This is a genomic window from Streptomyces fuscichromogenes, assembly GCF_014645815.1.
Classification (GTDB): domain Bacteria; phylum Actinomycetota; class Actinomycetes; order Streptomycetales; family Streptomycetaceae; genus Streptomyces; species Streptomyces fuscichromogenes.
In genome coordinates, this window is sequence record NZ_BMML01000016.1 from 195,159 (window position 1) to 207,619 (window position 12,461).

Here is a 12,461-nt window from a genome sequence, read left to right on the forward strand (position 1 = left end):
GTCGGCGGCGATGAGGGCGAGCCGCGCGCAGCGGGTGGTGCCGCCGGGCGTGCGTGCGCCCGGCGGCACCAGTGGGGCGGTTCAGGTGTTCCAGACCTGGAACTCGGAGACCTGTCCGGCCGGCCAGCCGTTGTTCGCCGTGATGTCCACCCGGAAGTACCGCTGGGTGGTCGCGGCGAACGTGAGGGTGACCGTGTTGGCTGTGGTGGGGTCGAAGGTGTACGTCGCCGACGACCTGACGGTGGTGAAGGAGGCGCCGTCGGTGCTGCCCGACAGGGAGAGCGTCTGGTCGCGGGCGCCCCAGCCGGCGGGGAGCTGGAGGACGACGCGGGTCGCGCTCTGCGCGGAACCGAGGTCGACCTGGACCCACTGCGGGAAGGCGTTGTCGGCGCTCTCCCAGTAGGTGCCCTGGTTGCCGTCCGTGATATTGGACGACGGGTAGACGTCGGTGTGGCTGGACTCGGTGGTGGCCGCGCCCGCCGCCAGGTTCCTGCGCACCGTGCCGGCTCCGGTGCCGGTCAGCGCGACCGTGGTCGTGCCGTTCGACGCGTTGCCGGCGATGCTGAGACCGCCGGTGCGGGTGCCGGACGCGGTGGGCGTGAACGTGACGGCCACCGTGCAGGAGGCGTTCGCCGCGATCGACGTCCCGCAGGTGTTGGTCTGCGCGAAGTCGCCCGTGACGGTGATGCCGGAGACGGTCGCCGCCGCGGTACCGGTGTTGGTCACCGTGACCGTCCGCGCGCTGCTCGCGGTGTTCAGCGCCTGGGTGGGATACGACAGTGACGTCGGGTCGGCCGACAGGGTCGCCGGCGAGGAGCCGCCGGTACTGGGGAAGACCTCCAGATCGGACAACTGGGCGGCGTTCCACCCGGTGTTGGCGGTGATGTTCACCCGGACGTATCTCGCCGTGGCGGCGCTGAAGGTGATGGTCACCGTGTTGCCGTCGGCGTTCGGGTCGAAGGTGTACCCGGCCGAGGCCTTGATCGTGGCGAAGCCGGAGCCGTCCGTGGACCCCTGCACCGACAGCGTCTGGGTGCGGGCCGACCACGCCGTCGTCGGCGGGAGTCTGAGCACGACCTTGCCGACCCCGTAGTTCTGGCCGAGGTCGACCTGTGCCCACTGCGGGAACGAACCGTTGGTGCCCTCCCAGTACGTCGAGGCGTCCGTGTCGGTGAGGTTGGAGGCGACGTACGGGCTGTTGCTCGAACTCGCCGTCGCCGGACGCCCGGCGGCGATGTCGGTGGTGCTGTCGATGCCGCTGCCGGACAGGGCGACCACGGTCGGGCTGTTGTTGGCGTTGCTGCTGACGGTCAGGCTGCCGGTGCGCGAGCCGCCGGTGGTGGGCTTGAATCCGACGCTCACCGTGCAGGAGGCGCCGACCGCGAGGGTGGCGCAGTTGTTGGTCTGGCTGAAGTCGCCGGTCGCCGAGACTCCCGAGACGGTCGCCGAGGTGGTGCCCGAGTTGGTCACCTTCACCGTCTGCGCGGTGGCCGAGGAGCCGACCACCGTCGCGTCGAAGGTCAGGTTCGCCGGGTCGGTGCTCAGGACCGGGCCGGGCGCGGTGCCGGTGCCGGAGAGGGCGACCGTGTTGGTGACGCCGCCCGCGCTGACGGTCAGGGCGCCGCCACGGCTGCCGGTCGCGGTCGGCGCGAACGTCACGCTGACGGTGCACGAGCCGTTCGCCGGGATCGACGAACCGCACGTGTTGGTCTGGGAGTAGTCGCCGCCGGCGGAGACCGACGAGACGGAAGCGGCGCCGCCGGTCGGGTTGGAGACCGTCACGGTCCGGGCATCGCTGGTCGAACCGGTCGGGACCGAACCGAAGTCGAGCGCGCCGGGGGTGGCCGTCACGCCTTCGGACGGGTAGGGCGGGAAGACCGGCGCCGGCCACCCACCGCAGTACGGCGTGCCGCTGATGCCGGAGTTGCCGCCGCCGTCGGTGACGGTGAAGTTGCCGCCCGAGCAGTTGTACACCGGGGCGGAGTAACCGACGCCGGTGGCCGTGACGTTGGTGAACCTGGCCGCACCGCCGGTCTGTTCCTGGAGGGCGAAGGTTCCGGTGCCGGCGATGGTCACGTTGTCGAGGTTGACGCCGCTGATGGTGCCCTCGACCCACTGGACGGCTTCGTAGGGACTCTGCTGGATCAGCGCGTTGGTCACGTTGACGGGTCCGGTGATCGCGCCCTGGCTGCCGTCGAACCACAACGCGCCCACGCCGAACTGCCAGTTCGGGTCGAGGCTGCCGTCCCGGACCATGGTGTTGCCGGAGATGGTGGTGGTGCCGACGGGCGTCGACGTGAAGCGCTGCCCGACGTGGATGCCGCCGCCCTGGGTGATGCCGCTGTCCACCACCCGGTTGCCGCTGACGGTGTTGTCGTGGCCGCCGTAGATCGCTATGCCGTTGGCGAGGATCTGCAGGGACACGGTGTTGTCGGAGATCGTGTCGTCGGCGTCGGCGCCGATGGCGGAGTCCGCCCAGGTGGCGATACCGTCGTCGCCGGTGTTGCGGATGTCGCTGTCGGTCACCTTGGAGTCGGTGACCGCGCCGTGGAAGTTGATGCCGTCCGCGGTGGTGTCCCGGATGCGCATGCCGCTGAACGTCAGCCCGTCCATCGGCCCGTCCATCCAGGCGCCGACCTTCATGTGGTCGATCCACAGGTCGGCGACGGTCGAGTTGCTCAGCGCGCCGCCGATGCCGTTGACCTGGGCGCTGTCGTCACGCTCCTGCACATCGCCGAAGACCGCGAAGTTCTGCAGGTGCACGTGGGTGCTGGCCGAGGGCGCGGAGTTGCCGTAGAAGCCGGGGGCCGTGCCGGTGACGGTCGAGTACCACATGCCGGCGCCGGCGATCGTGACGTTGTTGACGCTGATGTGGCCGGGGATGTCGTAGGTGCCCGGCGGGATCCACACGGTGCCGCCGGGCCCGGCCGAGCTGATCGCGGCGTTGAAGGCGCTGGTCGCGTCGCTCACGCCGGTCGGGTCGGCGCCCTTGCCGGTCACCGACACCGATCCCGGGGGCGCGGTCAGGGCGGCGCCGACCTGCTCGAAGTCGGCGAAGTCGATCGTGTACGAGGAGGCGGTGTCCCCCGGGTCGATCTGCAGCTTGAAGGTCGTGCCCGCCGGATAGGTGGTGGAGAACAGGCGGTGGGCCTCGTCGTAGAAGTGGTGCGGGTTGCCGCCCGGCGTGTTGGTGAAGGGGTAGCTGCCGTAGTACCAGCTGTAGGCGTTGGTCAGGGTGAAGTCGGGCTGCTTGACGCCGTTGACGTACAGGGACAGTGCGGCGGTGTAGACCGAGCCGCCCGAGGTGTCGGGGATGCTGTACCGGAAGTTGATCGAGTTGGTGGCCACCGGTGTGGTGAACGTGACGTACTCGCCGGTGCCCTGGAGCGTCGTCGCCTTCCGGTACGACGCCTCGTCGGCCAGCTGGCCCTGGGTGTGACTCGGGCCGATGCCGGTGCCGTTGGTGGCGGAGTTCTCCGCCTGCACCTCGACGTACGGCAGACCCGCGCCGCTGCCGCCGGTGGCGGCGGCCGCCGCCCAGGCGGGTTGGACGGCCAGAGCGACGATGCCGAAGGCGGCCACCATCACGGTGCTGACCACCCACACAAGAGCTCGTCTCAGTTCTCGGATGGAATGGACCACTTACCACTCCTTTCATCCGCCAGAGAGGGAGGGATGTGACGCGAGGGGACCGTAATGTCATCGACAAGATCACGCAAGAACTAGACAGAACATTGCAACAACAAAAATCCAGCCCGCAAGATCTAATGCATCACCGGGACCATGGAGCGGCAGGTCGGCCGACCGGCGGCGTTCACCCTCTACGCCGACCCGACTGCACCCCCCAGACACTCCATGCAAGTTCCTTCTCAAACTCTGCAAATTTCGGATACCGGTCGACGGCCGGGGGTCAGGGGCGGTCGAGGAGTGCCGCGGACCGGTACGGCGCCCCCGAACTCGGGCGTGTCCGGCTTCACCGAGACGACCGCCGCCAACAGGCGCCGATCCCGCGCGCACCCGTTCCCCGCGACCGCGACCGCGTCTCGAAAGCCCGCTCCTCGCCCGAGCCGCACCGTCTCCGGGGCGCTGAGCGCCTCCCCCGGAGACGGTCGACCCAAGGGCGCGAGCACCACCGCGGAGTGCTCTCAAGGTCCGGCGGAGAGTGCGTACGGCACCGCTCCCGTCGGCTCCCGGGTCCTCAATTCGGTTTGTCGTCGGGGGCCTTGGGCCACGGCGTCTTGACGCACGCCGAAACGGAGGGCACGCTGATCACGATGCATTCCGGAGTTGCGCAAGTCAGCGCATGAGCGTGTCGGTGCAAGGCAGAGACGGTATTTCTCCTTCAGACGGCACAGCGCGCTCACAGCAGAGGAACTGACCAACCGGAGCGTCCTGGAACGGACTTCCTCCCTCGCAGCGACCTCTTCTCCGCACTCGTTTCTCCATTCCCCCAGGCACAGTGCTCGACAGCGCCGTTGTTCTGATGAGAAAACGTTGTCAAAGGAATCTGGAGCGAGCCATGAAGGCGTCCGATGTCCTGATCAGCGGCTTGGGTGCCTTTCTGCCCGACCGGGTACCCATGGAGTGGGCGGTCGAGCGGGGGCTGATCGATCCGGCCGCCGCGGCAGAATACGGAATCACGAGCGTCACCGTCGCGGGCGATATCCCGGCGCCCGAGATGGCGGTGCGGGCGTCTCGCCAGGCGCTCGAACGGGCCGGGCAGAATCCGGCGTCCCTGAGCTTATTACTCTACGTCAGCGTGTGGTATCAGGGCCCGCACGGCTGGTGTCCGCAGTATTACGTGCAGCGGCACACGGGCGCGGGCCGGGCCACCGCCGCCGAGGTCAGACAGGGCTGCATGGGAATGTTCTCCGCCCTGGAACTCGCGGCGGGTCATCTCATGGCCTCGGCCGACCACGAAGCGGCTCTGGTCACCTCCGGCGACAACTTCACCTCGGACCTGCTCGAACGCTGGCGTTTCAGCCCGCACTTCGTCATGGGTGACGCGGGCTCGGCCGTCGTCCTCAGCCGACGCGAGGGGTTCGCCCGGCTCAAGTCCGTCAACGCGGTCACGCTCCCCGAGTACGAGTCCATGCACCGCGGACCCGAGCCCCTGTTCCCGCCGGGAGCCGGCCGACCGGGCAGGCTCGACTTCGGCGACTCCAAAGACCGCTGGCTGGACGGCCCGGACCGGGATCCGGCCGGCCCGCTGAGGCTCGTGGCCGCGCAGGACGAACTCGTCAGCCGCACCCTCGACGAGGCGGGCATCACGATGGCCGACGTCACCCGCGTCGCCTATGCCAACGGGTCCCGGGAGCGTGTCGAGGGACGCGCGATGGTGCCGCTCGGCCTGCCGATGTCCCTCTCGACGTGGGAACAGGGGCGCACCGTCGGCCATATCGGCGCCAGCGACCAGGTGGTGGCGCTCGAACAGCTGCTGCTCTGCGGCGAACTGCGGCGCGGGGACCATTTCCTGATGCTCGGCGTAGGACCCGGACTGAACATCGCGTGCGCCGTGATCGAGATCGTCGGAACTCCGCACTGGTCCGCCGCCCGTCCCGCCAACGCCGCGTGAAAGGCGTCTCATGGACTTCAGCCTGAGCGCTCGGCAGAAAGAGCGCTACGCGCGGACGAAAGCAGCCGCGGAGGGACTTCCCACGGATTCCGCCGCCGCCGGATTACGCCGGGAGCAGTGGAAGGAACTCGTCTGGAAGAGACCGGCCGGCCTGGGACTGCTCGGCGCGGCCGTCCCCGAGGAGCACGGCGGTGCGGGTTTCGGCGCGCTGGACACGGCCCTTCTGTACGAGGCCGCCGGCGAGGGCGGCGCGGACACCGGACTGCTCTTCGCCGCCGCGGCCCATCTCTTCGCCTGTGTCCGGCCGGTGCTGGAATTCGCGCTCCCGCAGACCAGGAAAGCGCTGCTGCCCGGCCTGTGCGCGGGAGAACTGATCGCGGGGAACGCCATGACGGAACCGGAGTCGGGATCGGACGTCTCCCGATTGACGACCCGGGCCACCAGGGTCGACGGCGGATATCTCCTCGACGGGGTCAAGAGCTTCGTCAGCAACGGCCCGGTCGCCGATCTCTACGTCACCTATGCGACCACGGATCCGGAAGGCGGCTATTTCGGCTCCACCGCCTTCGCCGTGGACCGTGACTCCCCCGGTCTGGAAGCCGGCGCGCCGCTGGCGAAGACCGCGCTGGCTGCCTGTCAGGCCGGCGAAGTGGTGTTCACCCGCTGCTTCGTGCCGGACGACCGGGTGCTGGGCAGCCCCGGCCAGGGGCAGTTGGTGTTCCAGACGTCCATGCAGTGGGAGCGGTCCTGCCTGTTCGCCATCTATCTGGGCCAGCAGGAGCGCGTCGTCCGGCGCTGCGTGCAACACGTGCGGGAGCGGCGGCAGTTCGGGAAGCGGCTCGCCGATCTCCAGCCGGTCGCGGACCGGCTGGCGGACATGAGGCTACGGCTGGAGAGCGGGCGGCTCCTGCTCTACCGGGCCTGTGCCGGGATCGACGGCGGCGAGGACACCTCCCTCTGGGTGGCCCTGGCGAAGCTGGCCGTGTCCGAGGCCGCGGTCGCCACCGCGCTGGACGCCGGCCGGATCTTCGGGGGCCGGGCCTTCCTGGCGGAGTACGGGATCGAGGAGCACGTGCGCGACGCCCTTCCCGCCACGACCTTCTCCGGCACCTCCGACATCCAACGCCGGCTGATCGCCCAGGAGATGGGACTGTGAGCCTCTACAGCCTGGTGGTCGACGCGGCCGCACGGACGCCGCGCGCGCTCGCGGTCCACGACCTGGTCACCGGCCTCGACTACGGCACGCTGGACGCACGGGCCGACGCGTACCTGGCCGCGCTGCGCGGACGCGGCGTCCGGCCGGGCGACCGTGTCCTGGTGTGGACGGACAAGACGACCGAAGCGGTGGCCGTCGCCCAGGCGGTGTTGCGGTGCGGCGCGGTCCATGTCCCGGTCCCGCGGAGCAATCCCCGGGAGCGGGTGGCCCGGATCGCCGCGGACGCCCGCCCGGCACTGATCGTCACGGACCACGACGACCGCGTCCCCGGCACGGTCTGCGTACCCTGCGCGGACCTCGTCCGGGAAGCGGAGCCTCGCAGGGAAACGGAGCCTCGCAGGGAAACGGAGCCTCCCCGGATGACGGGGCCCCGCCCGGAAGCGGAGCCTTCCCGGGAGACGGAGCCCCGCCCGCAGACGGAGCCTCCCCGGCAGCCGGAGCCCCGCTCGAAGGTGGCGTCCGGCCCGGCCACCGCGCATCATCCGGTCCGCCTCTCCGACCCGGCCTACATCCTCTACACCTCCGGGTCGACGGGGACGCCGAAGGGCGTCTGCCTGAGCCACGGGAACGCGCTCGCGTTCGTCGACTGGGCGTGCCGGGAGCTGGCGCTCACCGCGGCCGACCGGCTGGCGAACCACGCCGCGTTCGGTTTCGACCTGTCGGTCCTCGACCTCTACGGAGCCTTCCGGGCCGGCGCCTCGGTGCACCTCGTCGGCGAGACGCTCGCCCAGGCCGCGGGACCGCTGGTCGACTTCCTGCTGGAGCGCCGGATCACGGTCTGGTACTCGGTGCCCTCCGCACTGGTGCTGATGGCCGAGTACGGCGAGCTGCTGGAGCGCGGTCCGGGGGCGCTGCGCACGTGCGTCTTCGCCGGCGAACCCTTTCCGCTGAAGCGTTTGCAGGACCTGCGCCGCGCCTGGCCCGGCGTCCGGATGCTCAACTGGTACGGACCGACGGAGACCAACGTGTGCACCTCGTACGAGGTGACGGCCGCCGACCTCGCGCGCACCACCCCCGTCCCGATCGGATCGCCCGCCGCCGGAGACCGGGTCTGGCTGGCCGACGACGGCGAGATCCTGGTCAGCGGCCCGACCGTGATGCTCGGCTACTGGGGCGGGGAGCCCCAGGCCGGTCCGTACCGCACCGGTGATCTCGGCCGGTACGACGCCGGCGGTCTGCTGGAGTACCGGGGCCGGGCCGACGACATGGCGAAGATCCGCGGCTACCGGATCGAGCCGGCCGAGGTGGCCGGCGTGCTCGTCGCGCACGAGGCGGTGCGGGACGCGGCGGTGCTCGTCGTGGGCACCGGTCCGGACGCCCGGTTACAGGCCTTCGTGGTCCCCGAGACCGGCCGGACGCCCGGACTCGTGGAGCTGCGCCGGCACTGCGCGGCCTTCCTGCCGCCGTACATGACCGTCGACGCCGTGCACGTGGTCGACGGATTTCCCCGCACCCCCAACGGCAAGGTCGACCGTGCCGCGCTCGGCGGCCTGGTGGCGCGGGGAGTGCGCGCATGACCGGCGGCACGGCCTGGGACGCGTTCTGGTCGGCGCTCCCCGCCGAGCCCGGAGCCGCCCTGTGGGACTCGGCGCCCCGGCTGACCGCCGAGCGGCACCTGCCGCTGTTCCGTGACCATGCCGACCCCGCGCTGCCGCTGGTCGACCTCGGGTGCGGCAGCGGCCGGCAGACGCAGTGGCTGGCACGGCACTTCCGGCGGGTGGTCGGGGTCGACATCGCCGAGGCCGCCGTGCAGCTGGCCGAGGCCACGCACCCGGCGCCCAACGTCGCCTACCGCCGCGCCGACCTGCTCGGCCGGGACACCGCGGCGGCGCTGCACGCGGAGCTCGGTGACGTCAACGTCTATCTGCGCGGTGTGCTGCACCAGCTCGCCCCGGACGACCGCACCAGGATGCTGGCGGCGATCAGGTGTCTGCTGGGCGGGGCCGGGGTCCTGTTCGCGCAGGAGCTGACCGAGCGCACCGGTTGGTACGTCGCGGAGTTGCTCGCCGGGGGTGCCCACCTGCCGAAGACGGCGGGTCTCGCGGCCCGCTTCGGGTTCGGCGCCCGGGTCGCTCCCGCGCACGACGGCCGGCTGCGGCTGCTGTTCGAGGAGAACGGATTCGACGTCGTGGCCGACGGCGACATCCCCCTGCACACCACGGAGCGCACGCCCGACGGACGGCCGCTGGAACTGCCGACGAGGTACCTCGTGGCGCGCGCACCGGCTCGGCTCTCACCTCCGGAGGAGACATGACGGACCTTGAACGGGCGGCCCTGCTGGACCAGTTGCTCCGCTATGTGCGCGAGGAACTCGAAACGGGCCTGCCCGCCGACCAGATCACCCCGGGCAGCCCGCTGCTGGAGACGGGAGTGCTGGACTCGGTCCGCACCGCCCGCCTGCTGGCGCACATCCGCACCGCCCACGACGTCCGGGTGCCGCCCGTGCACATGACCGGTGAGCACTTCCGCACGCTGGAGACGATCACCGACCTGATCCTGCTGCTCCGTTCGCGGGCCGCCTCCCTCTGACCTGCCGACCGGCTGACCGGCTGACTGGCTGACTGGAGAACAGATGCTTCACGACTACGACATCGGGGTCATCGGCGGCGGCCCGGCCGGTTCCACCGCCGCGTCCTACCTGGCCAAGGCCGGTCTGTCGGTCGCGGTCTTCGAGAGTGAGTTCTTCCCGCGGGAGCACGTGGGCGAGTCGCTGGTGCCGGCGACCACGCCGGTGCTGCTGGAGATCGGCGCCATGGACAAGATCGAGGCGGCGGGGTTTCCGCGCAAGTACGGCGCCGCGTGGACGTCGGCCAACGCGGACGGGGTGGACCCGCTCGGCTTCCAGGTCCACGACCACGGCCTCGGGGCGGCCGACGTGCTGTTCAACGAACGCGACCAGCTGGGCGTCGACCGCGACTACACCTTCCACGTGGACCGCGGCCGGTTCGACCACATCCTGCTCAAGCACGCGGAGAGCCTGGGCGCGAAGGTGTTCTCCGGGGTACGGGTGCGCGGCGTGGACTTCGCCGATCCCGCCCGTCCCGTGCTGCGGGTGGGCCTCGGCGGGACGACCGCGCAGGTCGCGGTACGGATGGTCGTCGACGCCAGCGGACGCGGCACCCTCCTGGGGCGGCAGCTCAAGGTGAAGGTCCCCGACCCGGTGTTCAAGCAGTACGCCGTGCACAGCTGGTTCGAGGGGCTCGACCGGGAGGCCCTGGCGAACGACGACGACCAGGCCGAGTACATCTTCATCCACTTCCTGCCGCTCAGCGACACCTGGGTGTGGCAGATCCCGATCACCGACACGATCACGTCGGTCGGGGTCGTCACCCAGCGGGCCCGGTTCAGGGAGGGCAAGGACGATCTCGAAGGGTTCTTCTGGGACTCGGTGGCCAGCAGGCCCCTGCTGCACGAGGCGCTGAAGAACACCGTACGGGTGCGGCCGTTCAAGGCCGAGGGCGACTACAGCTACGGCATGCGCAAGGTCTGCGACGACGGCATGGTCATGATCGGCGACGCGGCCCGGTTCGTCGACCCGATCTTCTCCAGCGGTGTCAGCGTCGCCATGAACAGCGCCCGGCTGGCCTGCGCCGACATCATCGCCGCCGCCGAGGCCGGCGACTTCGGTGCCGGCCGGTTCGAGAACTACGTGACGAAGCTGCGGCGCGGCGTGTCCAGCTGGTACGAGTTCATCTCCATCTACTACCGCCTGAACATCCTGTTCACCGCCTTCGTCCAGGACCCCCGCTACCGGATCGACGTCCTGAAACTGCTCCAGGGGGACGTCTACGACGAGCAGGAGCCGGCCGCGCTGACGGCGATGCGCGAGTTCATCGCCGCCGTCGAGGCGGATCCCGACCACCTCTGGCACCCGCTGCTGGGCCGGATGAAGGTGTCCCTCAGCTCCCGGGCGCTGTTCTGACCGGGCGGTGGGCGGTCCTGTTCGACCTGGACGGCACCCTCGTCGACACCGAACCGCTGCTGCACGACGCCCTGTCGGCGGAACTCGGCGCGGCGGGCGTGCCGGCCGCCGCGATCCGGCCCGAGGAACTGCGCGGGCGCAGCGTCGCCGAGAACCTGACCCGGCTCGGCGGCCTCACCCGGTCGCCGATGAGCGCGCAGGAGCTGTACGCGCGCGTCAGCGGCCGCCTGCTCGACCGGCTGCGCCTCGGCGTCGCCCCGCTCCCCGGAGCGGCCGGCCTGCTCGGGGCGCTGCGGCGGGCGGGCGTTCCGTGCGCGCTGGTCTCCTCCTCGTACCGGGCGATGGTGGACGCGGTCCTGCCCTCGCTCGGCCGGGCGGAGTTCGCCGTGACCCTGGCGGGCGACGAGGTACGGCGCCCGAAACCGGATCCCGAGCCGTACCGCACCGCCGCGGACCGGCTCGGCGTCGCACCGGGGCGCTGCGTGGTCGTCGAGGACTCGTCCGCCGGGCTCCGCGCGGGGCGTGCCGCGGGGTGCGTGACGGTCTCGGTCGCGCCGACGCGCGAACCGGTGGCCGTCCGGGTGCGGAGCCTGTCCGAGCTGACCGTCGCCCGGCTCGCACACCTGGTGGACACCCCCGTTCCCTTCCGATCCAGCACAGAAAGTGACGCATCGACATGAACGAGCCCTGCCGGGGACCGGCATGAAGCCGGCGAACGTGTTCCTGAGCGGCCTCGGTTGCTGGCTGCCGGCCGCCTATGCCGCGTCCGAGGCGGTCGCCGCGGGCCTGTACGACGCCACGGCCTTCGCCGAGAGCGGGCTGCGCGGCGTGCTGGTCGCCGGGGCGGAGCCGCCGCCCGACATGGCCGTACGGGCCGCGCGGACGGCCCTCGGCCGCTCCCCCGGCGGCGCCGCCGCGATCGGGACGGTGCTGCACGGCTCGACGTTCTACCAGGGGCCCGAGATGTGGTCGCCGTCCGCGTACATCATGCGGGAGCTGGGCATCTCGGGGGCGGGCAGCACCGAGATCCGCAACGGGTGCAACAGCATGCTCACCGGCGTGGAGCTGGCCGCGGGGCTGCTGTCGTACCAGCCGGAGGACCGGCCGGACATCCTGCTGACCACCGCGGACAACTTCAACTCGCCCATGTTCAACCGGTGGGACAGCGGTCCGATGGGCGTGATCGCGGCCGACGCGGCCAGCTCCGTCGTGCTCAGTGCGACCGCCGGATTCGCCCGCGTCGACGCGGTCGTCTCCCGGGTCTATCCGGAGTTCGAGGCGATGGCGCGCGGCGACGAGCCGCTGTTCCCGCCCACCGGGTCCACGGGCCGGCGGATCGACACGGTCGAGCGCGCCCAGCAGTTCAACGAGCGGGTACGGGAGGTCGGGGGTACGAGCGTCGCCGACGGCATCGCGAGGGCCTGCTCCGAGACGGCGCTCGCCGCCGTGGCCGAGGCCGACATCGGCGTGGGTGACCTGCGCTGGGTCCTGGTGCCCAACGGCGACGAGGCGACCACCCGGAACTGCATGATGGACCCGCTGGGCCTGGACGTCTCCCGGTCGCAGTGGGAGTTCGGCCGCGGGATCGGACACGCCTCGTCCAGCGACCAGTTCATCGCCCTCGACCATCTGCTGCGCACCGGACGGCTCGACGCGGGCGACCATGTCCTGCTCTTCGGCGGCGCGCCGGGCTGGTCGGCCGTGGCCGTGATCCTCACCGTCACCGAACCACCGTCCTGGAACTAGGG

General features: G+C 71.0%; 9 protein-coding genes. 8 read left to right on the forward strand and 1 reads right to left on the reverse strand.

Annotated features, from left to right (window positions below):
- Positions 1 to 81 precede the first annotated feature (81 nt).
- Positions 82 to 3,600 (reverse strand): choice-of-anchor D domain-containing protein, encoded by a 3,519-nt coding sequence (locus IEZ11_RS31245; protein ID WP_229713464.1) that lies wholly within the window; start codon positions 3,598 to 3,600, stop codon positions 82 to 84.
- Between the two features lie 859 nt (positions 3,601 to 4,459).
- Here IEZ11_RS31245 and IEZ11_RS31250 point away from each other — a divergent pair.
- Genes IEZ11_RS31250 through IEZ11_RS31285 form a run of 8 tightly spaced genes read left to right on the forward strand, consistent with a single transcriptional unit; the run spans position 4,460 to position 12,459 of the window.
- Positions 4,460 to 5,575, forward strand: coding sequence for a ketoacyl-ACP synthase III family protein (locus IEZ11_RS31250; RefSeq protein ID WP_229713465.1), 1,116 nt, complete (start codon positions 4,460 to 4,462; stop codon positions 5,573 to 5,575).
- A gap of 10 nt (positions 5,576 to 5,585) precedes the next feature.
- On the forward strand, positions 5,586 to 6,731 hold the full coding sequence (locus IEZ11_RS31255; RefSeq protein ID WP_189266275.1) for an acyl-CoA dehydrogenase family protein: 1,146 nt from the start codon (positions 5,586 to 5,588) through the stop codon (positions 6,729 to 6,731).
- Positions 6,728 to 8,308 (forward strand): AMP-binding protein, encoded by a 1,581-nt coding sequence (locus tag IEZ11_RS31260; protein WP_189266276.1) that lies wholly within the window; start codon positions 6,728 to 6,730, stop codon positions 8,306 to 8,308. The genes IEZ11_RS31255 and IEZ11_RS31260 overlap by 4 nt, the downstream gene beginning before the upstream one ends.
- Entirely contained in the window at positions 8,305 to 9,045 is a 741-nt protein-coding gene (locus tag IEZ11_RS31265; protein WP_189266277.1) for a class I SAM-dependent methyltransferase, read from the forward strand. The genes IEZ11_RS31260 and IEZ11_RS31265 overlap by 4 nt, the downstream gene beginning before the upstream one ends.
- Complete coding sequence (locus IEZ11_RS31270; RefSeq protein ID WP_189266278.1) at positions 9,042 to 9,320, forward strand: acyl carrier protein; 279 nt, start codon at positions 9,042 to 9,044, stop codon at positions 9,318 to 9,320. Before IEZ11_RS31265 ends, IEZ11_RS31270 begins: the two co-directional genes overlap by 4 nt.
- Before the next feature lie 43 nt (positions 9,321 to 9,363).
- On the forward strand, positions 9,364 to 10,713 hold the full coding sequence (locus IEZ11_RS31275; protein WP_189266279.1) for an NAD(P)/FAD-dependent oxidoreductase: 1,350 nt from the start codon (positions 9,364 to 9,366) through the stop codon (positions 10,711 to 10,713).
- Between the two features lie 17 nt (positions 10,714 to 10,730).
- Entirely contained in the window at positions 10,731 to 11,393 is a 663-nt protein-coding gene (locus IEZ11_RS31280; RefSeq protein WP_268239936.1) for an HAD family hydrolase, read from the forward strand.
- A gap of 22 nt (positions 11,394 to 11,415) precedes the next feature.
- Positions 11,416 to 12,459: a ketoacyl-ACP synthase III family protein gene (locus tag IEZ11_RS31285; RefSeq protein ID WP_189266280.1), complete on the forward strand. Its 1,044-nt coding sequence runs from the start codon at positions 11,416 to 11,418 to the stop codon at positions 12,457 to 12,459.
- The last annotated feature ends 2 nt before the right edge of the window (positions 12,460 to 12,461 follow it).

Bases quoted from the DNA above. Each gene is read 5' to 3' on its own strand.
- IEZ11_RS31255 (WP_189266275.1), top strand. From the start codon at position 5,586: ATGGACTTCAGCCTGAGCGCTCGGCAGAAAGAGCGCTACGCGCGGACG.
- IEZ11_RS31265 (WP_189266277.1), top strand. From the start codon at position 8,305: ATGACCGGCGGCACGGCCTGGGACGCGTTCTGGTCGGCGCTCCCCGCC.
- IEZ11_RS31275 (WP_189266279.1), top strand. From the start codon at position 9,364: ATGCTTCACGACTACGACATCGGGGTCATCGGCGGCGGCCCGGCCGGT.
- IEZ11_RS31270 (WP_189266278.1), top strand. From the start codon at position 9,042: ATGACGGACCTTGAACGGGCGGCCCTGCTGGACCAGTTGCTCCGCTAT.
- IEZ11_RS31285 (WP_189266280.1), top strand. From the start codon at position 11,416: ATGAAGCCGGCGAACGTGTTCCTGAGCGGCCTCGGTTGCTGGCTGCCG.